Source organism: Streptomyces sp. FIT100, assembly GCF_024584805.1.
GTDB lineage: Bacteria > Actinomycetota > Actinomycetes > Streptomycetales > Streptomycetaceae > Streptomyces.
Genome location: NZ_CP075715.1, coordinates 5892729 through 5918525 on the forward strand (window position 1 = coordinate 5892729; position 25797 = coordinate 5918525).

At 70.7% G+C, this 25797-nt stretch carries 24 protein-coding genes (1 of these 24 cut by a window edge); 13 read left to right on the plus strand and 11 right to left on the minus strand.

The window, feature by feature from the left end:
- Positions 1-29: 29 nt before the first annotated feature.
- On the minus strand, positions 30-1388 hold the full coding sequence (gene eccE / locus KK483_RS26650; protein ID WP_262007749.1) for a type VII secretion protein EccE: 1359 nt from the start codon (positions 1386-1388) through the stop codon (positions 30-32).
- Between the two features lie 186 nt (positions 1389-1574).
- On the opposite strand from eccE, the gene eccB reads away from it, so the two are divergent.
- From eccB to KK483_RS26670, 4 genes are all read left to right on the plus strand, one after another.
- A complete protein-coding gene (eccB, locus tag KK483_RS26655) occupies positions 1575-3110 on the plus strand; it encodes a type VII secretion protein EccB (RefSeq protein ID WP_262007750.1) in 1536 nt (511 codons plus the stop codon).
- A 3-nt stretch (positions 3111-3113) separates the two neighbouring features.
- Positions 3114-4370 (plus strand): type VII secretion-associated serine protease mycosin, encoded by a 1257-nt coding sequence (mycP, locus tag KK483_RS26660; RefSeq protein ID WP_262007751.1) that lies wholly within the window; start codon positions 3114-3116, stop codon positions 4368-4370.
- 142 nt (positions 4371-4512) lie between these two features.
- Positions 4513-4848, plus strand: coding sequence for a WXG100 family type VII secretion target (locus tag KK483_RS26665; protein ID WP_262007752.1), 336 nt, complete (start codon positions 4513-4515; stop codon positions 4846-4848).
- A gap of 47 nt (positions 4849-4895) precedes the next feature.
- Positions 4896-5189 carry a WXG100 family type VII secretion target gene (locus KK483_RS26670; RefSeq protein WP_262007753.1) on the plus strand — a complete coding sequence of 98 codons (294 nt, stop codon included), beginning with the start codon at positions 4896-4898 and terminating at the stop codon, positions 5187-5189.
- Positions 5190-5268: 79 nt separating this feature from the next.
- Here the strand turns inward: KK483_RS26670 and KK483_RS26675 are convergent, their stop codons facing one another.
- From KK483_RS26675 to eccCa, 8 genes are all read right to left on the minus strand, one after another.
- The gene (locus KK483_RS26675) at positions 5269-5514 is read right to left on the minus strand and encodes a DUF397 domain-containing protein (RefSeq protein ID WP_262007754.1); all 246 of its coding nucleotides are present in this window, start codon (positions 5512-5514) and stop codon (positions 5269-5271) included.
- A gap of 96 nt (positions 5515-5610) precedes the next feature.
- Entirely contained in the window at positions 5611-6597 is a 987-nt protein-coding gene (locus tag KK483_RS26680) for a toxin glutamine deamidase domain-containing protein (protein WP_262007755.1), read from the minus strand.
- Between the two features lie 28 nt (positions 6598-6625).
- The gene (locus KK483_RS26685) at positions 6626-7198 is read right to left on the minus strand and encodes a type VII secretion system-associated protein (RefSeq protein ID WP_262007756.1); all 573 of its coding nucleotides are present in this window, start codon (positions 7196-7198) and stop codon (positions 6626-6628) included.
- Positions 7195-7629 carry a hypothetical protein gene (locus tag KK483_RS26690; RefSeq protein WP_262007757.1) on the minus strand — a complete coding sequence of 145 codons (435 nt, stop codon included), beginning with the start codon at positions 7627-7629 and terminating at the stop codon, positions 7195-7197. The genes KK483_RS26685 and KK483_RS26690 overlap by 4 nt, the downstream gene beginning before the upstream one ends.
- On the minus strand, positions 7626-9374 hold the full coding sequence (locus KK483_RS26695) for a WXG100 family type VII secretion target (protein ID WP_262007758.1): 1749 nt from the start codon (positions 9372-9374) through the stop codon (positions 7626-7628). The genes KK483_RS26690 and KK483_RS26695 overlap by 4 nt, the downstream gene beginning before the upstream one ends.
- On the minus strand, positions 9374-10024 hold the full coding sequence (locus KK483_RS26700; RefSeq protein WP_262007759.1) for a hypothetical protein: 651 nt from the start codon (positions 10022-10024) through the stop codon (positions 9374-9376). The genes KK483_RS26695 and KK483_RS26700 overlap by 1 nt, the downstream gene beginning before the upstream one ends.
- Positions 10021-10560 (minus strand): hypothetical protein, encoded by a 540-nt coding sequence (locus KK483_RS26705; protein WP_262007760.1) that lies wholly within the window; start codon positions 10558-10560, stop codon positions 10021-10023. Before KK483_RS26705 ends, KK483_RS26700 begins: the two co-directional genes overlap by 4 nt.
- Before the next feature lie 13 nt (positions 10561-10573).
- Complete coding sequence (gene eccCa, locus KK483_RS26710) at positions 10574-14527, minus strand: type VII secretion protein EccCa (RefSeq protein WP_262007761.1); 3954 nt, start codon at positions 14525-14527, stop codon at positions 10574-10576.
- Positions 14528-14896: 369 nt separating this feature from the next.
- Between eccCa and eccD the strand changes: the two genes are divergently transcribed.
- The 6 genes from eccD to KK483_RS26740 all read left to right on the plus strand — a co-directional run bounded on the left by eccD (position 14897) and on the right by KK483_RS26740 (position 22101).
- Positions 14897-16387 (plus strand): type VII secretion integral membrane protein EccD, encoded by a 1491-nt coding sequence (gene eccD, locus KK483_RS26715; RefSeq protein WP_262007762.1) that lies wholly within the window; start codon positions 14897-14899, stop codon positions 16385-16387.
- Positions 16388-16638: 251 nt separating this feature from the next.
- Positions 16639-16929 (plus strand): 30S ribosomal protein S15, encoded by a 291-nt coding sequence (rpsO, locus tag KK483_RS26720; protein ID WP_215096097.1) that lies wholly within the window; start codon positions 16639-16641, stop codon positions 16927-16929.
- Between the two features lie 309 nt (positions 16930-17238).
- On the plus strand, positions 17239-19470 hold the full coding sequence (locus tag KK483_RS26725) for a polyribonucleotide nucleotidyltransferase (protein ID WP_262007763.1): 2232 nt from the start codon (positions 17239-17241) through the stop codon (positions 19468-19470).
- Positions 19467-20846, plus strand: a complete 1380-nt coding sequence (locus KK483_RS26730; protein ID WP_262007764.1) for a pitrilysin family protein — start codon at positions 19467-19469, stop codon at positions 20844-20846. The genes KK483_RS26725 and KK483_RS26730 overlap by 4 nt, the downstream gene beginning before the upstream one ends.
- 44 nt (positions 20847-20890) lie before the next feature.
- The gene (dapB, locus tag KK483_RS26735) at positions 20891-21643 is read left to right on the plus strand and encodes a 4-hydroxy-tetrahydrodipicolinate reductase (RefSeq protein WP_262007765.1); all 753 of its coding nucleotides are present in this window, start codon (positions 20891-20893) and stop codon (positions 21641-21643) included.
- An 8-nt stretch (positions 21644-21651) separates the two neighbouring features.
- Entirely contained in the window at positions 21652-22101 is a 450-nt protein-coding gene (locus KK483_RS26740) for a hypothetical protein (protein ID WP_262007766.1), read from the plus strand.
- A 4-nt stretch (positions 22102-22105) separates the two neighbouring features.
- Here KK483_RS26740 and KK483_RS26745 read toward each other — a convergent pair whose 3' ends face one another.
- A complete protein-coding gene (locus tag KK483_RS26745; RefSeq protein WP_262007767.1) occupies positions 22106-22666 on the minus strand; it encodes a PH domain-containing protein in 561 nt (186 codons plus the stop codon).
- 193 nt (positions 22667-22859) lie between these two features.
- Entirely contained in the window at positions 22860-23099 is a 240-nt protein-coding gene (locus KK483_RS26750) for a hypothetical protein (RefSeq protein ID WP_262007768.1), read from the minus strand.
- 200 nt (positions 23100-23299) lie between these two features.
- Between KK483_RS26750 and thyX the strand changes: the two genes are divergently transcribed.
- The 3 genes from thyX to KK483_RS26765 form a co-directional block, all read left to right on the plus strand.
- A complete protein-coding gene (thyX, locus tag KK483_RS26755) occupies positions 23300-24037 on the plus strand; it encodes an FAD-dependent thymidylate synthase (protein WP_262007769.1) in 738 nt (245 codons plus the stop codon).
- Between the two features lie 189 nt (positions 24038-24226).
- A complete protein-coding gene (gene dapA, locus KK483_RS26760) occupies positions 24227-25126 on the plus strand; it encodes a 4-hydroxy-tetrahydrodipicolinate synthase (RefSeq protein WP_262007770.1) in 900 nt (299 codons plus the stop codon).
- 112 nt (positions 25127-25238) lie between these two features.
- Positions 25239-25797, plus strand: partial view of a ribonuclease J gene (locus KK483_RS26765; RefSeq protein ID WP_262007771.1) — the 5' portion only. Its footprint extends 1127 nt past the window's final position; the window shows 559 of its 1686 coding nt (coding positions 1-559); the start codon lies at positions 25239-25241; its stop codon lies beyond the right edge, outside the window.

Consider the following 25797-nt stretch of genomic DNA (forward strand, 5'->3'; position numbering starts at 1 on the left):
ACCCGCAGAGGAAACAGAACCCATCGACATCAGCGCGCACCTCCCAGCGGCAGCGTCGCCAGCATCGCCGGCAGTTGCTCCCGGTCGAGCCTGACCAGTCCGGTCTTCACTCCGCGCGCCGCGCGCTCCAGTTCGTGGCGTGCGCTCACCAGCTCGTCGTCACTGCGCCCGGTGATCCGCACATGCCCGGTGACCGTCACCTCCTGCCGGTCGCCGTGCCCCAGCGTCAGACTGAAGGTCGTGGCGAGCGCGGGCAGCGACGTCAGCAGCGCCACGAGCTGCGGCATCGACGCGCCTCCGCCCGCCGCGCCGCGGCCCGCGAGCTGCGGCCAGCGCCCCACCCAGTACGTCGTGTGCCTGCGGTCGTCGCAGCGCCAGGTCCGCGACGTCTCCTCGGTGCGCCGCCCCGGCACCTCGGCGCGGCTCGCCTGGGCTATCGCCATGGGGCTGGCGCAGGTGGAGGTCGCGATGGCGGCTATGAGCTCCTGCTCGGTCAGGACGGTCGCGGTGAACCCGGCCCCGGCCAGCCGGCTCGCCAGCTGGTCCGCGGTCCGTACGACGCACTTCTGCGCGCCCGTGAGTCCGCCGCCGCGGGCCTCGACCGCCTCCGGGCAGAGCTCGGGATCGAGTTTGAGCGCGATCCAGGTGATGCGGACCGCGGGGGAACCCGTCTGGGCCTGGAGCGGCGCGTAGTTGCGCGCGGCCAGCGACTGCTGCGGCAGATGCGGCGCGGGGGCGGGCTGGGTGTGCTGCACGATCTGTGCGGACTCCAGCCGGATCCCGTCGACTTCGAGCACGTCCCGGACGAGCCCGACGGGCAGCGGCCGCGCACTGCGGTCCGGGCGCAGGGCCGTACCGTCCGACTCGATCTGGAGGACGGCCGTCAGGAACGTGCCGTCACCGATCATTCCGACCGGGCGCCTGTCCCGGTCGCTGTACGAGCAGGTGCGCAGGGCGGGGTCGCACTCGACGGCGGGCGCCAGGCCCGGCTCGGTGTCCGGCGGCAGGACCAGCGTCGCCGCCCTGCGGGACCGCGCCCGCAGCGCCAGCACGGTCGTGAGCCATTCGGGCAGCGAGCGCCGGTGCCTGCGGAGCACGGCCAGCAGCACCAGCAGTGCGGCCACCACACCGGCGGGCGCGAGCAGCAGCGGCTCCGTCACCCAGGCAACGAGCAGCAGCGCGGCCGCGCATTCGAAGAGCACGAGCTGTTGCAGTCGGAACGAGCCGAAGTTTCCCGCCCGGGCCTTGAGCCGGGGCGCGGCGGTGCCCTGCGACCCCGCATCGGGCCCGGCGGACCGGGATCCCCGGCGCGGCGCGGGGGCCGGTGCGGAGGGCCGCGCGGTGGACGGCGCGGCCGCGGCCGCCCGCGTGCGCGTCGCGGAAGCCATGATGGAAACCCCCCAATTCATCCCGATCACCCTGGCCTGCCAGGGCTTTGCCGGTGGGAGCACCCTACCCGGCCCACAACCACCCTCGATCAACAGGCATAGTAGGGGGCCGGTCCGACAATCGGGCTCCGGGGAGGACGCCTTCGGGCCCGCGGCTGGACTGCGGATTTCGACCAATGGGGACTCATGGCATCACGGCGGGATGAGCTCAACGCGTACACCTTCGCGAAGAAGCGCACGGTGGCCGCATTTCTCCAACCCTCACCCACGGGTACGGAGGAAGGGGCTCCGCGCCCGCTGCGCGCCGTCGTGCCGAGCCTCATCGTCGGCGCGCTCATCGTGGCCGGCTTCGGCGCCTTCGGCATGTTCAAGCCCAAGGCGCCCAAGGACTGGGACAAGCCGGGCGCCAAAGTGATCGTCGGCAAGGAGTCCACGACCCGTTACGTGGTGCTCCCCACCGGCAAGAAGAAGCTGCTGCACCCGGTGCTCAACCTCGCCTCCGCCCGTCTCCTGCTCAACCCGCAGGAGTTCGGGGTCATCCAGGTCAGCGACGACATACTCGACGCGGGCAACCCCCCGCGCGGGCCGATCCTCGGCATCCCGTACGCCCCGGACCGGCTCCCCAGCGACACCGAGGCGGCGAAGCCCAAGCGCTGGGCGGTCTGCGAGCAGCCCGGCGGCGGAAAGGGGTCGAGCGTCCAGAAGGCGACGTTCGTCCTCGCCGACCGCGACGCCTCCAGGACGGACGGCAAGGAGCGGCTGACGGGCGGCCAGGTGCTCTACGTCAAGGGGCAGAACGGCGACCGCTATCTCGTCGACGCGGCAGGCACCAAGTACCGGGTGCTCGGCGAGGGGCCGGACGCGGCGTTCCTCACCCGCGCCCTCGTCGGCGACAAGGAGCCGCAGGCCGTCACCGACGACTGGCTGGCCACGCTCCACGACGGCAGCCGTGTCGAGTTCCCCACGATCGAGGGCACGGTGGGCACCAGCGCGGGCGTCGGCGGCGGACTCACCGACGCCGAGGACCAGGTCGGCATGGTCCTCCAGGCGCAGACGGGCTCCGGGCCGCAGCACTACGTCGTGTTGCCCGGCAGGGTCCAGCCCGTCTCCGAGTTCACCGCCTGGCTGCTCATCAACTCCCCCCAGACCGACGGCCTCGACATGGCCGGTGAGGCGGCCACCGTCGACGCGGCCTCGTTCCAGCCGGAGTCGGAGGCGTTCGGCGCAGAGCTCCGCTGGCCGTCGAAGCGCGCCGTTCCGGTCAATTCCGCGGGTGGCGACGGGGCGCGGGACACGGTCTGCAGCGTGCTGCGCAAGGTCGACGGCAAGGGCCGTACGACGCTGTCCACCTGGGCCGGCACCAAGTACCCCGCGGAGATCACCGCGGGCGGCTCCAGCACGTACGTCACCCCCGGCAGTGGCCTGCTCTACACCCAGATCCAGGGCGAGCAGACCAAGCCCGACGGCTCGCTGTTCCTGGTGACGGACACCGGACTGCGCTACGCGGTCCAGGCGAACGGCGACAGCGACGCCGCCCGCTCCGACATCGGCACGGGCGGCGGGCAGAAGCAGCAGGACGGCCGCCCCGAGCCCAGCCAGGCGCAGGTCCGGCTCGGCTACGAGAAGGTCACCCCCACGCTCGTCCCCATCACCTGGTCGGAGTTCCTGTCCAAGGGCCCGCGCCTGGACACCAACAGCGCGCGCCAGCCGCAGGGTTCGTGAGGGATGCGCCCAGTGACGTACCGAACCAAGGCCGCGCTGCTGGCCGCCGCGGCGCTGACCGGCCTCACCGCCGTGTCCCCGGCGGCGTACGCGGACGAACGTCCCGCGGGCCCCCGCATCGACGGCAGCGGTGAGTGCACGTTCCCGATGCAGAAGCAGATCGCCGGCATCCCCTGGTCGCTCCAGCGGGTGCTCCTCGACGAGCTGTGGCAGGACACCAAGGGCAAGGGCGTCCGCGTCGCCGTCATCGACACCGGCGTCGACGACGTCAACCCGCAGCTCAAGCCCGCCGTCGACGCCTCGGCAGGCAAGGACTTCCTGAAGCCCGAGAAGGACGCGCCGGACAGCGACCGCGGCAAGACCGACGGCACGGTCGACGAGGTCGGCCACGGCACCAAGGTCGCCGGCATCATCGCGGCCCGCCCCCGCAAGGGCACGGGCTTCGTCGGGCTCGCGCCCGAGGCCACGATCATCCCGATCCGCCAGAACGACGAGAAGAACAGCGGCAAGGCCGACACGATGGCGCACGCGATCGACCACGCGATCGCCAAGGGCGCCGGCGTCATCAACATCTCGCAGGACACGACGCAGCCGCTCGGCGCGGATTCGGATCTGGCGCGAGCGGTCGCCCGCGCCGTGGCCAAGGAGATCGTCGTGGTCGCCTCCGCCGGCAACGACGGCATGGACGGCGAGCTCAAGAACACCTACCCCGCGGCCTTCCCGGGCGTCCTCGCCGTCGCCTCGTCCGACCGCAACAACGAGCGCGCCGCGTTCTCGCAGGCCGGCGAGTTCGTCGGCGTCGCCGCCCCCGGAGTCGACGTCGTCTCGACGGTCCCCGGCGGCGGCCAGTGCGTCGACAACGGCACCAGCTTCTCCGCCCCGTACGTCGCCGGCCTCGCCGCCCTTCTGCGCGCCAAGCACCCGACGTGGAAGGCGCACGAGATCATCGCCCAGATCGAGCAGACCGCCGAGCGCAGCATCAACGGCCGCGACAACTTCGTCGGTTGGGGCGTCGTCGACCCCGTGCGCGCACTGAACGAGAGCGAGAGCGAGGAGCCGCCGCAGGCCCCGGTCCCCGACCCGGGTCCGCCGAAGCCGCCCGCCCCCGAGCCCGCGCATCTCGCGCTCTCGGAGACGCCCCAGGAGCGCGACGAGCGCTACGCGACGTACGCGCTCGGTATCGGCGGAGTGCTGGTGGCGGTGGTCGCGGGAACGGCGACCGTGGTGCGCGACAGCCGGCGGAGCAGACGCCTCCAGTGAGGCAAGTCTCCCTGCAGGCTTTGCAGTTGGAACTGTCATATCGAGTGACTAGAGTGAACGGACGGGATCACGTGAGTGACCCGGCACGGGGGCGGCATCAAGGGCTTCCCGTCCGCTGCGTAGGTAGAAGAAGGGGCACGAGGTGTCGAAAGACCTGAACGTAACCACTGGTGAGCTTGTCCGCCTCGCGGGCAAGGTCCAGACGCTCCAGAACGAGCTGAACTCGCGCATCACGTCCCTCAACGGCGTGGTCGACCGCATTCAGGCGGGCTGGAAGGGCGCGGCCATGCAGGCGTACGACGCCACGCAGGCAAACCTGAACAACCGCCTCCGGGGCGTGCAGCGGGATCTCGAGAACCTCGAGAACCTCATCAAGATGGCGGCCAGCGGCTTCGACGAGCAGGAGCTCGAGCGCATCCGCTCCTTCACGAGCATGGAGCAGAGCAACCCCAACCAGAGCGCCATTCTCGGCATCTGAGCCGGCCGACCCCTTTCCGCTGAACCTCGGCACCAAGGAGCCAAGCAATGACCACTGCCGTCAATTACGACACAGTGACCACGGCGGCCGGCGACGTCCGCGCCACCGCGACCTACCTCAACGAGCAGCTGGAGACGCTGCTGCGGGAGGTCAACCGGGTCGTGCAGGACTGGGACGGTGAGTCCAAGCAGGCGTACCACGAGATCCAGACCCAGCTCGCCGCGAACCTGTCCGGCATGAACCAGGAACTGGGCACGATCGCGCGTCTGCTGGACGACTCCGTCGTCGGCTACCGGGACACGGACAAGGGCAACGCCGCCCGCTTCCGCATGATGCACTGACGACCTGCGCGCTGACGGCGCATACGCGAACGGGGTGCCCGCCGGCCGGCGCGCACCCCGTATTGCCTTGCCAGACCCCTCACATGAGGTCGAACTCCCCGTCCCGCGCCCCCAGCACGAACGCCTGCCACTCGGCCTCCGTGTACCGCAGCACCGTGTCCGGCTCGAGCGACGACCTCATCGCCACCGCCCCGCCCGGCAGATACGCGATCTCCACCCGCTCCTCGTCCGGGCTCGTCCCGGGCGCGCCGAGCCACTCCACACCGGAGATGTCGAGCGCGTACAGCTCTTCCTTCTGACGTTCCTTGTCGGCTGCGTCGGTCATGGGTGCGGGTTCCTTCCGGGTGCTGCCGGTGTCGCCGGTCGTGCGAACGAGCTATGGATTCACCCTACTCGGCACAGTCGTGCGCGGAGGCGGTGATCACCGGATGACGGACCCCGGCAGCATCCGGGCGAACACGAGCTCGAACAGCGCCACCGTGTCGAGCCGCGCCAGTCCTCCGGTCATCCCGTCGAGGAACACCACGTCGCCCTTGTTGTTGTGCACATACAGCAGGTGCCCGCTCGCCTCGACGCCCCCGACGGTCCTGCGCACCCACACCACACCCTGTGTGTCCGGCCCCGGCTCCCGTGCGTGGACGACGACCTGGTCCCAGGTCGCGCACCGCAGCACCTGCGCCCCGGGGAAGTACCGCCCCAGCAGTTGCTCCCACCAGTCGGAGGTCTCGTGGTCCGGCTGCCAGGGCACCGGGGTCGACGGGCTGCCGGCGATCCCGGACGCGACGGAGACCACGCACCCACGCGCGTTCAGCCGCCGGGACTGCGTCACGCTGTCACGCGCCGACGGCGACCGCGTGTACGCGGAAGCGTCCCCCCACGGGTCGTTCGCAGCCGGATGGTAGGGCTGTCCACCGTCCTTCGGCACCACGACGGACGCCGTGAGCATGGGCGTGGGCAGGCGGCCCGCTGTCTCGGCGGGCCGACAGGCGAAGAGCCACGTCCCGGCGTCCTCGGCCACCGGGTGGGTGGCGGCGAGCTCGACGCGCCCTCCGTAGAGGTCCAACAGGCGGCGCAGCGCGCGCTGCCAGGGCTCGGCCCTCGCCGTTCCGCCCTTCGCCGCTTCGCGCCAGCCGCCGTGCCTGACGTAGGCGAGGTACTCCTCCACCCGCAGGTGCGACGGCGGGAAATGCGGTGCCGTTCCGTCCTTGGGCACGAGCAGGACACGCGTGAACGGTGCCTGGCCGGGATCGCCGGTGTCGAGATGCTCCTGCGAGTCGAACCGCACAGCCCAGGCAACCGGATGCTCCACGGTCAGCTCCGGCTGCATGACGATCGTGTACGGCCGGTCGAAGGGGACCTGGGCGAGGAAGGCACGAGCGGCCTCGACGGCCTTGTTCTGGGACAGCATGGTGAGGTCCTGGGTTCGCCGGGCCCGCCTACCGCCCGGACCGGTCTGCCGCGGCCCGCACGTCCGACGCGGGAATGCGCACGGATACCCGGGCGCCCGGGTTGATCTTGAGCAGGGTCGTGGGCGGGAGCAGGCGCACCAGCTCGGCGCACGCCACAGGACGCAGCCCCGGCACCGTCGGCGGAGCGTGGCGCGGATCGGTGAGGACGGGCACGAAGCGTCCCTCCGCGTCCTCGTAGACGGCGATGTCCGGGCCCTCGTCCGGGAGGTACACCGTGGCGCCGGCCAGCGCCGCCACCACCGCGTCGTCCGGTCCGTGCCCGGTGGCCGCAAGCTGGAGCGCCGCGTCCACCGGGTCGGTGGGCTTCGGCAGGCCCAGACTGACCGGGGACGGGCGGTAGTTCGGGTTGTGCTGGAACGGCCCGGGCTCACCGCTCGCATCCACGGGCCAGGCGCCGATGATCGCGAAGGGCGGCACGGTTCCTGCCGGGTCGTACGCCGGGTCGATGGAGTACAGCCAGCTCCCGGGAGCGGCCTTCGCCTGGACGCGCAGCTCGTCCGTGAGCGGCGGTACGGGGCGTTCGTCGTGCTGTTGTGTCACAGGGATTCCAGCCATCGGGTGTAGGCCGCGGCCTGCTCGTCGACGCTTGTCACGGCGTCCACGGAGGCATCGGCGAAGAGATTCACGAGTGCGCCGGGATCGACCGGCATCCCGGGGCGCAGCTCGTACGCGAGGTCACTGCCGCTGCTGCTCAGCATGCCGCTCTGGTACACGTCGGGCCGTGAGCCGTTGACGGCGAGCAGCCAGTCGGCGGCCTCCAGCTCCCGTCGTACGTCGCGCAGGGCGTCGAAGAGACTCCGGCCGTAGGCACGGGCCGCTCCCCACGGTCCGGCCGCCTCGACGCCGTAGGGCAGCGGCTGTGCGTCGTCGACCCACCAGCGCAGCGCGCACGACACCGGCTCGGGCGGGTGCCCGCCGCCGCCGTGCACCGCGGTGGCGTCGTCCCGGCTGCCCAGCAGCCTCTCGCTCATAGCGTCCATCCAGGAGGTAGCAGACTGCTCGGTGGCGGTGCGGCCGGCGGAGCCGGGGCAGCCGAAGCGGTCGGGTGGTAGTGCGGATTGGGGAGGTAGTTCCCGTACGAGCCGTCGGGCAGCCTCTCCCAGACGCCCCTGATGTTCTCCGTGCGCACGCCGCCCGGGAACACGATCTCCTGCTCGTGGGCGAAGGGGTTGTTCGCGACCGACTGGTTGACGTCGATCCCGCCGGCCGCATCGACGTCGTACCGGTACTGCGTGTGCCAGTCCATGTCCACGTCGCGGGTGGTGCCGACGTAGGCGGAGTGCTCGTTCTGCAGGACGTAGTTCCGCAGATTCGTGTTCTCCGTGTTCCAGGGCTGGAAGCCCTCCTGGAAGACGACGTCCGGCGAGCGGTTGTCATTGCGCACCAAGGGCTCGTCCGTCGTACGCCACACCGCGTCGTCGGGGATCCTGGACAGGTCCACGTTCCGGTTCGCCGCCGCGGCAAGGGGGTCAGGGGCGGTCGGTGTCGGGTCCGGCACATGGCGCTGGGCGGGAATGTCGTCCGCTCCCCTGCGCGCCGCGCTCTCCGCCGCCTCCTCCAGCCCCTCCTTCGCCGCGACCCGCAGCCCCGCCTTCCCCGCCCCGAGCCCCTTCGTGCCGATCAGCTCGGGGATCAGCCGCCCGAGGCCCTCGCTCGGGTCCTTTTTGAAGGAGTCGATGAGGGCCCCCGGAATGCGCTCGGGGTGTGCCGCGGTCGACACCAGGCCGGCGAGCGTCATGTTGACGTTCTGCAGGTACTGGGCCGGGTGGGTCAGGTTGTAGATGTCCAGGGGATTGAGGCCGCGGGCGAAGTTGACGATGCCCGCCGTGCCCTTGACCACGCCCCCGGTGACGTGGAGGAGTTCGATCCCCATGGCGCTGTTGGCGTCGAGGGCCGTCGAGACGGCTCGGTCCAGCGGGGGCGGCTCCTTCGGTGCGTGGGCCATGGCCGCGTCGATCGCCCTCTGGGCCGTCTCCGCGGCCTCGTTGCGCTGGCGGCGGGCCTCCTTGAGGATCTCGTGGGCGCGTTCCCTGTCCGCCTTGCCGGGGTCGCTGAAGGGCGGGGGCACGGGACCGGGGTCGCGGTCGTCCTTGAGGGCCGCGTTGTAGGCGTCGACCTTCGTGTTGTACGCGTCGACGGCCTTGGTCGAGGATTCCTTCCCTTTCGCGTAGAGGTCGATCGCCTCCTGCGCCTTCTTCTGCGCCCAGACCACCGTCTCCGCGTACGACAGCAGCGCCTGCCCGGCCGCCTCGCAGGCGTCCGCGGCCTGCAGCCACTTGGTGGGCTGCATGGCGAACTTCTCCCGGAACGCCTCCGCCGCCTCGCCCTTCCAGTGCGAGGAGTCGAGCTTGCGCATTCCCTGGCCGACCTTGTCGAAGGCCGTCCGGAAGTCCTTGAGATGGCCGGCCGACTCGCGGATCCTCTCCGGCTTGCCGTGGATCAGCTCGTTCGCCTGGTCGGTCTCGCCGAGCTGCTGCTCGCGCACCGACGCCCCGAGGTCGGAGGCGACGTCGTCGCCCCAGTCCTCGACCTTGTCCGCGACGCCCTCGGCGCCGACGAACTCCAGACCGTCGCCGATCCGGTCCGTCGTCCAGTCGACGCCCTCGCCGAGCGCCTTCTTTCCCGCGTCGATGCCGTCCTCAAGGGCACCGAGACCCGTGTTGAGGCCGTCCTTGACACCGTCCTTGATGCCACCGACCAGATCCCCGAGGCCCATCAGCCGGCGCCTCCGCCCCGCTGCTCGGCGGCCTTGGCACGCTCCTCGGGCGAGGGTCCGAAGGTCTCCCGCATCCCGTCGTTCATCTCGTCGCGCAGACCTGCCGCGTCGATGATCGCGTTCGTGGGCGAGGTCGCCGTGCTGACGTCCCAGGCGGTGTCCTTCCACGCCTGCGTACTGTTCTGCCGGGCCGTCTCGAACGACTCGGCGCTGTAGTCGGCGTCCCGTATGTGGGTGTAGGCGTTGCTGGACAGCACGTCGCCCCAGCTCTTCTGCGTGATCTCGTCCTCCGTGGCGTACGGGTTGCCCATCGCCGAATTGGCCAGGACCTTGAAGCTGCCGCCGATGTACTGCTCCTGCTCGTGGAAGGCGCCGGCGGACAGCCCGACATCCTGGGCGAAGACGTTGCCCTGCTGGACCAGTGAGCGCACACCCCACTCCCAGCGCTCGCAGTAGGACTTGAGGGTGCCGGTCAGCCCGTCGTGCCCGGTCTCCGTCCCGGACAGCTGCAGATCGGAGAAGCCGCGGCCCATGCTCGCCGCACCCACCATGCCGAGCTCCTTGAGCTCGCCCAGGGCTCCGGTGATGCCCTGGGTGATGAGCGCCAGGGCCTCCTTGGTCGCCGCGAGATCCGCGTTGTCGCCTGTCACTCTCCACCACCCGTGTACGAAGGACCGTCCACTGCCGCCGTGTCCGGCACGATTCCGCGCACCGGCGGGAAGACCGCACCGCCGGGGCTGCCCGCGTCGAGCGCCACGCCGCACGGGAACCCCACGGCGGGGACGATCTCGTCCAGCAGCCGGGACCCGAGCACCCTGCGGTACGTCCACTCGCGCGATTCCATGCCGCGGGCCTCGGCGAACCGGGCCACCGCCGGCTCGTCCGAGAACGCGCAGATCCAGCTGATGCCGCCCAGGTCCGCGGTCCACAGCCCGCCCCGGTCGTCCAGCGGCACCAGCACCGCCGAACTCCGGAAGTGCGCGAGCCGCTCCAGGACGGCCTCCCGCGCCTCCGCGACAGCCTCCGCTCCCGCGACAGCCTCCGCTCCCGCGCCCGCCTCCGGGTGCGCGCCCCGGCCCGTGTCGGCGGCGGGCGCCTGGGGTCCCTCAGGAGCGGCGCCGGCGCCGCCCAGGACCCGCTCGGTCGACTCGGCCCTCGTCCGGCCCCACAACTCGTCGAAACTCATCCGCCCAGCACCCTCACCTGTCCGCGAGCCAGCCCAGCTGCACCAGCGGCGTGCCCCGCTTGCGCGACACGAACGTGCCGCGTCCCGGAGGCATCCGGCGGGCCCGGGTGTTGCCGAGGATGTCGCCCTCGCCCGGGTCGCCGGAGAGCACCACGCCCTGGGCGCCCAGCTCCTTCATGCGCTGCATGAAGGGTTCGTACATCGAGCGGGAGGCGCCCGCCGAGTTGCGGGCGACGATGAAGCGGATGCCGACGTCGCGGGCGAACGGCAGGTTCTCCACGAGGACCGAGAGCGGGTTGCCGGAGTTGGTGGCGACCAGTTCGTAGTCGTCGATGAGGACGAACAGCTGCGGGCCGCTCCACCAGCTGCGGTCGCGCAGCTGCTGCGGGGTGATGTCGGGCTTCGGGGCGCGCTTCGTCATCACCGTGTTGATCGCGTCCATGTGCATCTGCATGGCGGACGCCATCGGCGCGTACTCCAGCAGGTGCGAGGACGGCACCGCCTCCAGCATCGTGCGCCGGTAGTCACCGACCACGATCCGGGCCTGCTCCGGCGTGTAGCGCTCGGAGATCTGCTTGGCGATGAGCCGCAGCAGGCCCGTCTTGCCGGACTCGCTCTCGCCGAAGATCAGGAAGAACGGGTCGGACTCGAAGTCGACGAAGACCGGCTCCAGGTTGGTCTCGTCGATGCCGACCGCGATGCCGTGCTGCGGGAACTCGAAGCCCTTCGGCAGCCGGTCCGCGCGGAGCATGCGCGGCAGCAGCCGTACGCCCGGAGCCGCCGCGCCCGCCCAGCTGCCCTTCACGGCCTGCACGAACGCCGCCGTGCCCTCCGCGAGGTCGACGGAGCTGCTCGAACCGTCGATCCGCGGCAGCGCCGCCATGAAGTGCAGCTTCTCCGGCACCTGGCCGCGGCCGGGCACGCCCGGGGGCACGTTCGCCGCGACCTTGCGGTCGAACTCTGAGTCCATGACGTCACCGAGGCGCAGCTCCAGACGCCCGAGCATCTGGTCCTTGAGCGCCGCGCGCACCTCCATGTAGCGGGCCGCGGTGACGACGACGTGGATGCCGTAGCCGAGTCCGCGCGCCGCGATGTCCGCGACGACCGGCTCCAGCATCTCGTAGTCGTTCTTGAAGCCGCCCCAGCCGTCGATGACCAGGAACACATCGCCCCAGGGCTCGCCCGGCAGTTCACCGGCGGCGCGCTTGCGCCGGTAGGTGGTCATGGAGTCGATGCCGTTCGCGCGGAAGAACTCCTCGCGCCGGTTCAGCACGCCCGCGACCTCCGCGACCGTACGCCGCACCCGCTCGGGGTCCAGCCGGGAGGCGACGCCTCCGACATGCGGCAGCTCGGCGAGCGAGGCGAGACCGCCACCACCGAAGTCCAGCGCGTAGAACTGCACTTCGTCCGGGGTGTGGGTGAGCGCGAAGGACGAGATCAGCGTGCGCATCATCGTCGACTTGCCGGACTGCGGGCCGCCGACCACCATCATGTGGCCCGCCGCGCCCGAGAAGTCCCGGTACAGCACCTCGCGCCGCTGCTCGAACGGCTTGTCGATCAGACCCAGCGGGACCACGAGCCCACCGGGGCGCGTGTACTCGGTCGCCGTCAGTCCGCGGTCCGCGGTCTGCGCCAGCCCCGGCAGCAGCTGGTCCAGCGGCGGCGCCTGGTCGAGCGGGGGCAGCCACACCTGGTGGGCGGGCACGCCCTGACCCTCCAGCCTGCGCACGATCACATCGAGCACGGTGTCCGCGAGCGCGTCGTCCTCACTGTCGCGCGTCGCGGCGAGCTGGGCCGGGTCGGGCGCCGCGTACACCACCGGCACGGGCGCCGCCGTGAAGACCGCGGGCCGCCGCTCGACCGGCAGTTGCCCGGCGGACAGCCGCGGCCCGCCCGTGCGGTACGTGCCGGACACGTACGCCGCCTTGAAGCGGGTCATCTCCTCGGTGCCGAACTTCAGATAGCCCGAGCCGGGCACCGACGGCAGGTGGTACGCGTCGGGCACGCCGATCGCCGTACGCGACTCGGCCGCAGAGAACGTCCGCAGACCGATCCGGTACGACAGGTACGTGTCCAGACCGCGCAGCTTGCCCTCCTCCAGACGCTGCGAGGCGAGCAGCAGATGCACACCCAGCGACCGGCCGATACGGCCGATCTGGATGAACATGTCGATGAAGTCCGGTTTGGCGGTGAGCAGTTCGCTGAACTCGTCGATGACGAGGACGAGGGAGGCCAGCGGCTCCAGCGGGGCACCGGCCGCGCGCGCCTTCTCGTAGTCGTGGATGTTGGCGTAGTTGCCCGCCGAGCGCAGCAGCTCCTGCCGGCGCTGCAGCTCTCCGCGGATCGCGTCGCCCATGCGGTCGACCAGGGTCAGATCGTCCGCGAGGTTGGTGATGACCGCGGCCACGTGCGGCATCTGGGACATGCCGGCGAAGGTCGCGCCGCCCTTGAAGTCGGCGAGCACGAAGTTCAGCGTCTCGGACGAGTGGGTCACCGCGAGACCGAGCACCAGCGTGCGCAGCAGCTCCGACTTCCCGGAACCGGTCGCACCCACGCACAGCCCGTGCGGGCCCATACCCTCCTGAGCGGCCTCCTTGAGGTCGAGCATCACCGGCTGGCCGTCCTCGCCGACACCGATCGGCACCCGCAGCCGCTCCGCCGTCGACCGGGGCCGCCAGGTGCGCGTGACATCGACCGACGCCGCGTCACCCAGGTTCAGCAGGTCCGTGAAGTCCAGGTTGGCCAGCAGCGGCTCGTCGTCGTCGCCCCCGCCCGTGCGCAGCGGCGCGAGCTGCCGCGCCAGCGCCTCGGCGGCCGGCAGCGAGATCCCGTCCGGCACGCCCTCGTACGCGAACCCGGCGCCCGACTCCAGCCGCAGCCGTCCGGGCCGTACGACGATGGACAGACCGCCCCGGGGCTCGTCGAGCTCACCGGAGACGACCTCGACGATCGTGACGCCCTGCAGCCCTTCGGCCGCCGCGAACAGCGAGTCCGGCGGCACCATCCCACCGTCCAGGACCAGCAGGACGTGCGGCTGGTCGAGCACCGGCTGGCTGTCGCGGCCGAACCGCGGCCGCCCGTCCAGTCTGCTGCGCAGCAGCTGCTCCAGCTCGCCCAGATCGTCGCCGAACAGCCGCTTCGTACCGGCCCCGTCGACCTGGCCGGGTACCTGCGTGTGCGGCAGCCATTTCGTCCAGTCCCAGCGCGCGACCGCGCCCGGCGCGGCCACCACCGCGACCATCAGGTCCTCGGGGGAGTGCAGCGTCACCAGCTGCGACACCAGCGAACGGGCCGCCGACTGCGCCGACTCCGGCTCACCGGACACCGTCACGTGGTAGAACGCCCGCATCGAGACGGCCATCGGCAGCCCGTCCAGCGAGCCGTGGACGGCCAGGAACTGCTGCATCGCCCCCGCGCACAGCGGCTCGAGTTCGTCCACGGGCGCCGTGTCCGGTGCGACCAGCGGTGTCGACAACTGCTGGGCGCCGAGCCCGATCCGCACCTGCCCGAAGTCCTTGTCGCCGACGCGCCGCTCCCACACCCGCGAGCCCTCGGCCACCACGGACCACAACTGCTCGGGCGAGGGGTGCAGATACAGCTGCGCGTCGCGCTGCATGCGGGACGTCCTGCGGACCGTACGCCGTGTCTGCGCGAGGTATTTCAGGTAGTCGCGCCGGACATCGGCTATTTGCCCCTGCGTACCCCGCCGGTGCCGCACGATCTGGGCGGCGATCATCGCCACCGTCGAGACCAGCATCAGGACGCCCATGATGCGCATGAACGGCGGGGCCTGCGGCGAGAAGAAGAAGACCACCGAGGAGCCCATGCCGAGCACCGGGAGGACCTGCATCAGCATGCCCTCCTGCTGCCCCCGCGGCAGTTCCGGAGGCGCCTCCAGAGTGAGCTCTTCCGTCGGAATCTCAGGCGGAAGGGAACGCGGCGGGCGTTTGACGACGATCTGGCTCACCGGAACATCAATCCCTCGGTACGGACGGAAGTCGGACGGTCCCAGGGGGTGTCCGGTGGATCAGGCTGGACTCGCGACGCCCTGCGACTCCGTCTCCTGCGTTCTCGTCGGTCGCCGACGCTCCGCGTCGACTCCCTCCTCCGCCTTGGATCCGAAGCCGCATGACGCCGCTCGCTGATCCAGCCTGATCCACCGGACACCCCCTGGTCCGCACCAACGCCCCCGTGATGGCTTCTGTTTGCGGACTTCCCTCCGCGGACGGTGATCCTACTTGCAGGCACCGACACCACCTCCCGGTAGGGTGGCGCGCGCACCGTGCGCAACCGCGAATCAGCTTGCGCGCCATCGCCATTCAGGGGGTCCAGACACGTGAGTACGACCGCAGCGACCGGCTTCTGCCGCGTCACTGTCGTGGCGCCCGACAGCCGGATCGACGTCGCCCTCCCCGAGGACATCGCCGTCGCCGACGTCTACCCGGAGATCCTGCGGCTCACCGGCCAGACGCAGTCCCCCGGCACTCCCACCGGGTACCACCTGGTCCGCCGCGACGGCACCGTCCTCGACGGCGCCCGCACCCTCGCCGCCCAGCAGGTCCTCGACGGCGAGGTCCTCAGCCTGCGCCCGTTCGCGCAGTCGCTGCCGCCCGCCGTCTTCGACGACGTCTCCGACGCCGTCGCCGCGGCCGTCACCCGCGACCGCCACCTGTGGAGCGACGACCTGCTGCGCGGTGCGGGACTCGTCGGCGGAGTGCTGCTGCTCGTCCTGATGGGCTTCGTGCTCTGGTTCGCCGACCCGGTCCGCCACGACATGCACAGCCTGCCGGGCATCATCGCGGGCGCCGCCGGCGTACTGCTGACGGCCTTCGCCGGTGTACGGGCCCGGGTGTACGCCGACCGGGCCACCGCCGTCGCCCTCGGCCTCGGCGCGCTGCCGCTGCTGCTCATCGCGGGCTCCGGGATCATCGGACCGGACGCCGGCCACGGCCCCGGCAGGCTGCAGTTCCTGCTCGGCTGTGTCACCGTCCTGGTCGCATCGGTCGCCCTGGTCGCGCTCACCCCCAGCGGGGACGCCCCGTTCGTCGCCGCCACCTTCCTGGCCGCCGTCGGCACCCTCGCCACCTTCGCCGCGATCCTCGCCGAGGCGTCCGCCACCGCCACCGCCGCGGTCTGCGCCCCGGCCGCCATCGGCCTCGTCGCCTTCCTGCCCGGCCTCTCGGCCCGCTTCGCCCGGCTCCCCATCGGCTACGCCTCGCCGCGCAGCGCCACCGCCGACGACTTCCACACCGACTCGCACACGAACCCGAACGAGGCTCCGGACGCGCAGGCCGGCACCCCCGTCGACGCGGAGCGCATCGCGCTGCAGGCCCGCCGCGGCCACGAGATGCTGCTCGGCCTCGCCGGGGGCTGCGCCGCGGTCGTCGTCGGCTCCGCCGCCGTCCTCGGCTTCGCGGGCAACGTCTGGGGCCAGTTCCTCGCGCTCGCCGCCGGTCTCGCGATGCTGCTGCGCGCCCGCCTCTTCCGCTACACCTCACAGGTCGCCTGCGTCCTCGTGGCCGGCATCGCCGCGATCGCCCTGCTGATCCTCGGCCTCTCGCTGAACCCGCCGGCGGACCTGGTCAGGGATCTGCTGGTGTTCCGCGACCGCAGCGGCCTGGACATCCGTACGATCTGGCTGACCGCGGCCGTCGCCTCCGGAGCGGCCGTGATCACCGCGATCGGCCTGGTCATCCCGAGGAAGGGCCTCTCACCCTTCTGGGGCCGGCTGCTCGACCTCGCCGAGAGCGCGGTACTGCTCTCCCTGGTCCCGCTCTGCCTGGCCGTCCTGGACGTCTTCGACGCCGCCCGGTCGCTGACCAGCTGAAACAGCCGCTCCGATCACCGGTTCCGCCATCGGTGCGCCACCCGTCCCGCGACCCGTCCCGCCACCGGTCCCGGCCACTGGTCGGGGTCGGTGACCACAGCGTGTAAGCTGGTCGACGGCCGTTTGTGTACGCGCCCCCGGATCTTCTGGGTGCAGCGCCCATCGCGCCTTCGCCTCCGAGTCACGGAAGTTCCCCTGAGACCAAGACCAGGGGCACTCGCAGGCGCATCGAACACCAAGAGGAGTACCGAGTGTCTCTCGACGCCGCTACGAAGAAGCAGATCATGTCCGAGTTCGGCACCAAGGAGGGCGACACCGGCTCCCCCGAGGTCCAGGTCGCCATGCTCTCCCGCCGCATCTCGGACCTGACCGAGCACCTCAAGACCCACAAGCACGACCACCACTCCCGCCGTGGTCTGCTGATCCTGGTCGGCCAGCGCCGCCGGCTGCTGCAGTACCTGGCCAAGAAGGACATCCAGCGCTTCCGTGCGCTGGTCGACCGCCTGGGCATCCGCCGCGGTGCGGCGGGCGGCGCGAAGTAAGACGCCGTGAAGGGAGCGGTTCCCACTCTTAGGGGGCCGCTCCCTTTGCTGTACGTGCGGTCGTGCACCAAACCTCAGTAATCTGGTCGCACAGCACAACGCCACAGCGCGGTGCAGTAACGAAGCAGTACCCGAGAACGCAATGACGAACGAGGGGGAGCGCCCCTCCGCCGCCGGTCCTCGGTAGTGGCCCCCGGAACCATCACACCCGGGTGCTTCGATCGAAGACCGGCCCGCACTCAAGGCGCGCTTCTCCACCACCGTCCCCCGCCACACGGGCGAGGGGACGCAGACGAGGAGATTTCGCTAGTGGAGAACGAGACCCACTACGCCGAGGCCGTGATCGACAACGGTTCCTTCGGCACCCGTACCATCCGCTTCGAGACGGGCCGCCTGGCCAAGCAGGCCGCCGGTTCCGCCGTTGCGTACCTGGACGACGACACCATGGTGCTGTCGGCCACCACCGCGTCCAAGAACCCCAAGGACCAGCTGGACTTCTTCCCTCTGACGGTCGACGTCGAGGAGCGGATGTACGCCGCGGGCAAGATCCCCGGCTCCTTCTTCCGCCGTGAGGGCCGCCCGTCCGAGGACGCGGTCCTCACCTGCCGCCTGATCGACCGCCCGCTGCGCCCGTCCTTCAAGAAGGGCCTGCGCAACGAGATCCAGATCGTCGAGACGATCATGGCGCTCAACCCCGACCACCTGTACGACGTGGTCGCGATCAACGCCGCCTCCTGCTCCACGCAGCTGGCCGGCCTGCCCTTCTCCGGCCCGATCGGCGGCACCCGCGTCGCGCTGATCAACGGCCAGTGGGTGGCCTTCCCGACCCACACCGAGCTCGAGGACGCCGTCTTCGACATGGTGGTCGCGGGCCGCGTCCTGGAGGACGGCGACGTCGCGATCATGATGGTCGAGGCCGAGGCCACCGAGAAGACCATCGAGCTCGTCAAGGGCGGCGCCGAGGCCCCGACCGAGGAGGTCGTCGCCGCCGGTCTCGAGGCCGCGAAGCCCTTCATCAAGGTCCTCTGCAAGGCCCAGGCCGACCTCGCCGCCAAGGCCGCCAAGCCGACCGGCGAGTTCCCGGTCTTCCTCGAGTACCAGGACGACGTCCTGGAGGCGCTCACGGCCGCCGTCAAGGACGAGCTCGCCCAGGCGCTGACCATCGCGGGCAAGCAGGAGCGCGAGGCCGAGCTGGACCGCGTCAAGGGTCTGGCCGCCGAGAAGCTGCTCCCGCAGTTCGAGGGCCGCGAGAAGGAGATCTCCGCCGCGTACCGCTCGCTGACCAAGTCCCTGGTCCGTGAGCGCGTCATCAAGGAGAAGACCCGCATCGACGGCCGTGGCGTGACGGACATCCGTACGCTCGCCGCCGAGGTCGAGGCCATCCCGCGCGTGCACGGCTCGGCGCTGTTCGAGCGTGGCGAGACCCAGATCCTGGGCGTCACCACCCTCAACATGCTCCGCATGGAGCAGCAGCTGGACACCCTTTCCCCGGTGACCCGCAAGCGCTACATGCACAACTACAACTTCCCGCCGTACTCCGTCGGTGAGACCGGCCGCGTCGGTTCGCCGAAGCGCCGCGAGATCGGCCACGGCGCCCTCGCCGAGCGCGCGATCGTGCCGGTGCTCCCGACGCGAGAGGAGTTCCCCTACGCGATCCGCCAGGTGTCCGAGGCCCTCGGCTCCAACGGTTCGACGTCCATGGGCTCGGTCTGCGCCTCCACCATGTCGCTGCTGAACGCCGGTGTGCCGCTCAAGGCCCCCGTCGCCGGTATCGCCATGGGTCTGATCTCCCAGGAGATCGACGGCAAGACGCACTACGTCGCCCTCACCGACATCCTCGGTGCGGAGGACGCCTTCGGCGACATGGACTTCAAGGTCGCCGGTACGAAGGAGTTCGTCACCGCCCTCCAGCTCGACACCAAGCTGGACGGCATCCCGGCCTCCGTCCTGGCCGCGGCCCTCAAGCAGGCCCGCGACGCCCGCCTCCACATCCTCGACGTGATGATGGAAGCGATCGACACCCCGGACGAGATGTCCCCCAACGCCCCGCGGATCATCACCGTCAAGATCCCCGTGGACAAGATCGGCGAGGTCATCGGCCCCAAGGGCAAGATGATCAACCAGATCCAGGAGGACACCGGCGCCGAGATCACGATCGAGGACGACGGCACGATCTACATCGGTGCCGCCGACGGCCCGGCCGCCGAGGCCGCCCGCGCCACGATCAACGGCATCGCCAACCCGACCATGCCGGAGGTCGGCGAGCGCTACCTGGGCACCGTCGTGAAGACGACGACCTTCGGCGCGTTCGTCTCGCTGCTCCCGGGCAAGGACGGTCTGCTGCACATCTCGCAGATCCGCAAGCTCGCCGGCGGCAAGCGCGTGGAGAACGTCGAGGACGTGCTCGCGGTCGGCGCCAAGGTCCAGGTCGAGATCGCCGAGATCGACCAGCGCGGCAAGCTCTCCCTCATCCCCGTGATCGCGGACGAGGACGCTGCCGCCGACGGCGAGGGCGAGAAGAAGGACGACGCCGACAAGTGACGTCCCGTAGTTCCAGGACGACGGCCCGCACCTCCTCGGAGGCGCGGGCCGTCGCCCGTACCCAAACGCTTCTCCAGGGCGAGCACGGCATCGGCACGGTCCGCAAGACCACCCTCCCCGGGGGCCTGCGCATCGTCACGGAAACCCTCCCGTCGGTGCGCTCCGCCACCTTCGGCATCTGGGCGCACGTCGGCTCCCGCGACGAGACCCCCACGCTCAACGGCGCCACGCACTATCTGGAGCACCTCCTCTTCAAGGGCACGCACAAGCGCTCCGCCCTCGACATCTCCGCCGCGATCGACGCGGTCGGCGGGGAGATGAACGCCTTCACGGCGAAGGAGTACACCTGCTACTACGCGCGCGTGCTCGACACCGACCTGCCGCTGGCGATCGACGTCGTCTGCGACATGCTCACCGGCTCGCTGATCCTCGACGAGGACGTCGACGCCGAGCGCGGCGTCATCCTCGAAGAGATCGCGATGACCGAGGACGACCCGGGCGACGTCGTCCACGACCTCTTCGCGAAGACGATGTTCGGCGACACCCCGCTCGGCCGCCCGGTCCTGGGCACCGTCGACACCATCAACGCGCTGAACCGCTCCCAGATCGCCCGCTTCTACAAGAAGCACTACGACCCGACGCACCTGGTCGTGGCCGCCGCGGGCAACGTCGACCACGCCACCGTCGTCCGCCAGGTCCGCAAGGCGTTCGACAGGGCCGGCGCCCTGTCCCGCACCGGTGCGGACCCGGTCGCCCCGCGCGACGGCCGGCGCACCATCCGGACCGCGGGCCGCGTCGAAGTCCTCGGTCGCAGGACCGAGCAGGCCCATGTCGTCCTCGGCATGCCCGGGCTCGCCCGCACCGACGACCGCCGCTGGGCTCTCGGCGTGCTGAACACGGCCCTCGGCGGCGGTATGTCCTCGCGCCTCTTCCAGGAGGTCCGCGAGAAGCGCGGCCTCGCCTACAGCGTGTACTCGTACACCTCGGGCTTCGCCGACTGCGGACTCTTCGGCGTCTACGCGGGCTGCCGGCCCAGCCAGGTCCACGACGTCCTCAAGATCTGCCGTGACGAGCTTGACCGGGTCGCGCACGAGGGACTGTCCGACGAGGAGATCGGCCGCGCCATCGGCCAGCTCTCCGGCTCGACCGTCCTCGGCCTGGAGGACACCGGCGCGCTGATGAACCGCATCGGCAAGAGCGAGCTGTGCTGGGGCGCCCAGATGTCGGTCGACGACATGCTGGCGAACATAGCCGCGGTCACCCCCGACGACGTACGAGCCGTCGCCCGCGACGTCCTCGGGCAGCGTCCGTCGCTGTCGGCGATCGGCCCGCTGAAGGACAAGCAGGCGGACCGGCTGCACGAAGCCGTCTCGTAGAGTCCGTAACGTCCCGTCAACGTCTCGTAGAGAGCGAAAGCAACATGAGCAAGCTGCGCGTGGCCGTCCTCGGTGCCAAGGGCCGTATCGGCTCCGAGGCGGTACGAGCCGTCGAAGCCGCCGAGGACATGGAACTCGTCGCCGCGCTCGGCAGGGACGACAAACTGGAGAGCCTCGTCGAGACCGAGGCCCAGGTGGTGGTCGAACTGACCACCCCCGCCTCGGTCATGGGCAATCTCGACTTCTGCGTGCGCCACGGCATCCACGCCGTCGTCGGCACCACCGGCTGGACCGACGAGCGCCTCGGGCACCTGCGCACCTCGCTCGACGCCTCCCCGGAGACGGGCGTGCTCATCGCACCCAACTTCTCCATCGGCGCCGTGCTCACCATGAAGTTCGCCGCCCAGGCCGCGCGGTACTTCGAATCCGTCGAGGTCGTCGAGCTGCACCACCCGAACAAGGCCGACGCACCCTCCGGGACCGCCACCCGCACCGCCCAGCTGATCGCCGCGGCCCGCGCCGAGGCCGGCTGCGCCGCGCAGCCCGACGCCACCGTCACGGCGCTCGACGGCGCACGCGGCGCGGACGTGGACGGGGTGCCGGTGCACGCCGTACGGCTCCGGGGCCTGCTGGCGCACCAGGAGGTCCTGCTCGGCGGCGAGGGCGAGACCCTCACCATCCGCCATGACTCCCTGCACCACAGCAGCTTCATGCCGGGCATCCTGCTCGGCGTGCGGCGCGTGGTGACCGCGCCCGGGCTCACCTTCGGCCTCGAGCACTTCCTCGACCTCGGCTGAGTGCTCGTATGCGCGCGAAAATCTCGTACGCCGTCACGGCTGCCGTCCTCGTCGTCTACTTCGTCCTGGTCGGCAGCCGGGGCGTCACACTGATCCAGCAGGGCACCGTGCTCACCGTCACGTTCGGTGCGGCCGTGCTGATCCTGCCGGTGATCGGCATCTGGTTCCTCTGGAAGAACACCCAGTTCGTCAGGAAGGCCAACGCGCTCGCCGCCGAGCTGGACGCGGAGGGCGGGCTGCCGGTCGACGAGCTGGTCCGTACCGCGAGCGGCCGTATCGACCGCGACTCGGCGGACGCCGTCTTCGCCAGGCGCCGCGCCGAGACCGAGGACTCTCCCGACGACTGGCGGTGCTGGTTCCGACTGGCCGTCGCCTACCACGACGCCAGGGACACCCCGCGGGCCCGCAAGGCGATGCAGCGGGCGATCGCCCTCCACGAGGGCAGGGCGGCGGTCTGACGGCTCAGGTGTGGTGCGCCGGGCGGTACTCGGCGCCCCACGCCTCGACCGTGTCGGCGGCCCGGTCGAACGCCTCGACCCGCTCCAGGAAGTCCGCGTTGTGATCGGTGAGCAGCGGCAGCGGCTCACCACCCTCGCGTACGAGCAGGAGGGCCTGGCCCTGCACCGTGCGCGGCAGCCCCAGCCAGCGCACCGGCTGCTGGACCGTGCGCAGCTCCCTGACCTGCGCCCAGGCCACGGTCGTGGTCGAGAGGAAGCCCACGCATCGCAGGCCGTGCCGGCTCACCCACGTGCCGACGCGCAGCATCCGCAGCGCCGCCGCGATCACGAGCGCCGCGAGACCGAAGCACACGGAAGCGGCGGGCAGCCCGTTGGCGAAGGTGATGATCATCGCTGCCATCAGCACGAACGAGGCGAGCAGCAGAAGCAGCGCGGACCCGGACACCCGCCAGGGGCCCGGACGGTACGGCCGGCGCCACTGGTCATGATCGTCGAACGGCAGCGCGACATCGCTGTCCGCCGTCGCGTCAAAGGCACGGTCGGCCGTCAGAAAGGGCAGGGGCACGGCTGAACCTCACTCATCAAGCACGAAGGGCTGTGCCCGGTGAGGCTACCGATGCGCCCGGGGCCGGACCACCCCAGGGGGGCCGCTGGGGTCGACGACCGGCTTCAGGAGCGGCTCAGGAGCGGCTCAGGACCGGCTCAGGACCGGCTCAGGACCGGATCAGGACCGGATCAGAACCGGATCAGGACCGGCCTCAGCGGCCGTCCGACGCCTCGGACTGCTGGGCGTGGGACGGTGAGTGCGGGGACTCCAGCGCGGGCATCCCGAAGAGCAGCGATCCCACCAGCCCGGCAACCACGGTCAGACCCAGCAGCGCCCGGCCGGCGAGCTGCGAGGCGCTGGGGCGCTCCTTTGGGGGCGGTGTGACGTTACTGCGGAAGCGGTCCGCCTCAGCGACGAATGCGAACGGTACGGCCTCTCGCCGGCGGAACATCGGGGCGAGCCTCCTCGGCTTGATGCGGATGTGGGGTGCGTTACTGGTACAGACGCACGGAACGGCCGTTCGGTGCCCGATTCCGGTGAATTGGTGAATCGACCGAGGGAAAACGGGACGAGCCGCCCGGACCGTCGTTGTCAGTGGCGAGCCGTAGAGTGGGCGCCGCCCTTGCGACGCAACTGGAAGGACCCCCGCCGGTGACCGAGAGCCCCGCCGACATCAAGCCCAGCTTCCGCAGCGATGTCACCGTCGAGCTGGTGAAGCACGCCGCCAAGGACTCCGACGTGCTGTGGGCCGCCCGGGTCTCGACCGCGGGCGAGCAGTCCCTGGAGGAGCTCGCCAAGGACCCCGAGCGGTCGAAGGGGCTCATCAACTACCTGATGCGGGACCGCCACGGCAGCCCCTTCGAGCACAACTCGATGACCTTCTTCATCAGCGCCCCGATCTTCGTCTTCCGCGAGTTCATGCGCCACCGCGTCGGCTGGTCGTACAACGAGGAGTCCGGCCGCTACCGGGAGCTCCAGCCCGTCTTCTACGTCCCGGACGAGTCGCGCAAGCTCGTGCAGGAGGGCCGCCCCGGCAAGTACGTCTTCGTGGAGGGCACCCAGGCCCAGCAGGAGCTCACGGGCCGCGTGATGGAGGACTCGTACCGCCAGTCGTACGAGGCGTACCAGGAGATGCTCGCGGCGGGCGTCGCCCGGGAGGTCGCCCGCTCGGTCCTCCCGGTCGGTCTCTACTCGTCGATGTACGCGACGTGCAACGCTCGCTCGCTGATGCACTTCCTCGGTCTGCGCACCCAGCACGAGCTGGCGAAGGTCCCGTCCTTCCCGCAGCGGGAGATCGAGATGGTCGGTGAGCGGATGGAGGAGCAGTGGGCGAAGCTCATGCCGCTGACCTACGCCGCCTTCAACGCGAACGGCCGGGTGGCCCCGTAGAGCACAGATGTACGGTCAGCCTTACTCGGTGTCCGTATTGCGGCGTTTCGAGAAGTTCATCTAGGCTGATCAAACGGACCCGGCACTGCTTGAACCCCCGAGCAGGCAGTGCCGGGCTCCACTGACCACGGCATACGTCACGTCCCCCTAGGGGACCCTACGCGCTGAGCAGCGAGTAGCGTGTTACCCATGGCTCCGATCTCCACTCCGCAGATCCCCTTCGGGCGGGTCCTCACCGCCATGGTCACGCCGTTCACGGCGGACGGCGCACTCGACCTCGACGGCGCGCAGCGGCTCGCCACCCACCTGGTGGACGCAGGCAACGACGGCCTGATCGTCAACGGCACCACCGGCGAGTCCCCGACCACCAGCGACGCGGAGAAAGACCAGCTCGTACGAGCCGTACTGGACGCGGTGGGGGACCGGGCCCACGTCGTCGCCGGAATCGGCACCAACGACACCCACCACAGCATCGAGCTCGCCCGCGCCGCCGAGCGCGCCGGCGCACACGGCCTGCTCGCCGTCACGCCGTACTACAACAAGCCTCCGCAGGAGGGCCTCTACCGGCACTTCTCGGCCATCGCGGACAGCACCGGACTGCCGGTCATGCTGTACGACATTCCGGGCCGCAGCGGCGTCCCGATCGACACCGAGACGATCGTCCGCCTGGCCGACCACCCGCGGATCGTCGCCAACAAGGACGCCAAGGGCGACCTCGGCCGCGCCAGCTGGGCCATCGCCCGCAGCGGCCTCGCCTGGTACTCCGGCGACGACATGCTCAACCTTCCGCTCCTCTCGGTCGGCGCCGTCGGCTTCGTCTCCGTCGTCGGCCACGTCGTCACCCCGGAGCTGCGCGCCCTCATCGACGCGTACACCTCGGGCGACGTCCAGAAGGCCACCGAGATCCACCAGAAGCTGCTCCCGGTCTTCACCGGCATGTTCCGCACCCAGGGCGTCATCACCACCAAGGCCGCGCTCGCCCTCCAGGGCCTCCCCGCCGGGCCCCTGCGCCTCCCGCTCGTCGAGCTCACGGAGGCGGAGACCGTCCAGCTCCAGATCGATCTCGCCGCCGGCGGGGTAGAGCTTTAACCAAAGACTTCACAACTGAACAAGCACGATCAAGACGACAACAGCAAGTGCACGAATGTCATGCGCGCCACGTGCCCAAGCGGTACGTGGCGCGTGTGGTGAGGAGAGTCTTTTGAGTCATCCGCATCCTGAACTCGGCGCCCCGCCGAAGCTCCCCAAGGGTGGCCTGCGCGTCACCCCCCTCGGCGGTCTCGGTGAGATCGGCCGGAACATGACCGTCTTCGAGTACGACGGCCGGATCCTGATCGTCGACTGCGGCGTGCTCTTCCCCGAGGAGGAGCAGCCCGGCGTCGACCTGATCCTGCCGGACTTCACCACGATCAAGGACCGTCTCGACGACGTCGAGGGCATCGTGCTCACGCACGGCCACGAGGACCACATCGGCGGCGTCCCCTACCTGCTCCGGCTGAAGCCGGACATCCCCCTGATCGGCTCCAAGCTGACGCTCGCCCTCATCGAGGCCAAGCTCCAGGAGCACCGCATCCGGCCGTACACCCTCGAAGTCGCCGAGGGAAACCGCGAGCGCATCGGGCCCTTCGACTGCGAGTTCATCGCCGTCAACCACTCCATCCCGGACGCCCTGGCTGTCGCCATCCGCACCCCTGCGGGCATGGCCGTCCACACGGGCGACTTCAAGATGGACCAGCTCCCGATGGACGGTCGGCTCACCG

Bases quoted from the DNA above. Each gene is read 5' to 3' on its own strand.
- dapB (WP_262007765.1), top strand. From the start codon at position 20,891: ATGAGCAAGCTGCGCGTGGCCGTCCTCGGTGCCAAGGGCCGTATCGGC.
- KK483_RS26675 (WP_262007754.1), bottom strand. From the start codon at position 5,514: ATGACCGACGCAGCCGACAAGGAACGTCAGAAGGAAGAGCTGTACGCG.
- KK483_RS26695 (WP_262007758.1), bottom strand. From the start codon at position 9,374: ATGGGCCTCGGGGATCTGGTCGGTGGCATCAAGGACGGTGTCAAGGAC.
- mycP (WP_262007751.1), top strand. From the start codon at position 3,114: ATGCGCCCAGTGACGTACCGAACCAAGGCCGCGCTGCTGGCCGCCGCG.
- KK483_RS26690 (WP_262007757.1), bottom strand. From the start codon at position 7,629: ATGAGCGAGAGGCTGCTGGGCAGCCGGGACGACGCCACCGCGGTGCAC.
- KK483_RS26670 (WP_262007753.1), top strand. From the start codon at position 4,896: ATGACCACTGCCGTCAATTACGACACAGTGACCACGGCGGCCGGCGAC.
- KK483_RS26740 (WP_262007766.1), top strand. From the start codon at position 21,652: ATGCGCGCGAAAATCTCGTACGCCGTCACGGCTGCCGTCCTCGTCGTC.
- KK483_RS26680 (WP_262007755.1), bottom strand. From the start codon at position 6,597: ATGCTGTCCCAGAACAAGGCCGTCGAGGCCGCTCGTGCCTTCCTCGCC.
- KK483_RS26750 (WP_262007768.1), bottom strand. From the start codon at position 23,099: ATGTTCCGCCGGCGAGAGGCCGTACCGTTCGCATTCGTCGCTGAGGCG.
- eccB (WP_262007750.1), top strand. From the start codon at position 1,575: ATGGCATCACGGCGGGATGAGCTCAACGCGTACACCTTCGCGAAGAAG.
- KK483_RS26705 (WP_262007760.1), bottom strand. From the start codon at position 10,560: ATGAGTTTCGACGAGTTGTGGGGCCGGACGAGGGCCGAGTCGACCGAG.
- eccE (WP_262007749.1), bottom strand. From the start codon at position 1,388: ATGGCTTCCGCGACGCGCACGCGGGCGGCCGCGGCCGCGCCGTCCACC.
- dapA (WP_262007770.1), top strand. From the start codon at position 24,227: ATGGCTCCGATCTCCACTCCGCAGATCCCCTTCGGGCGGGTCCTCACC.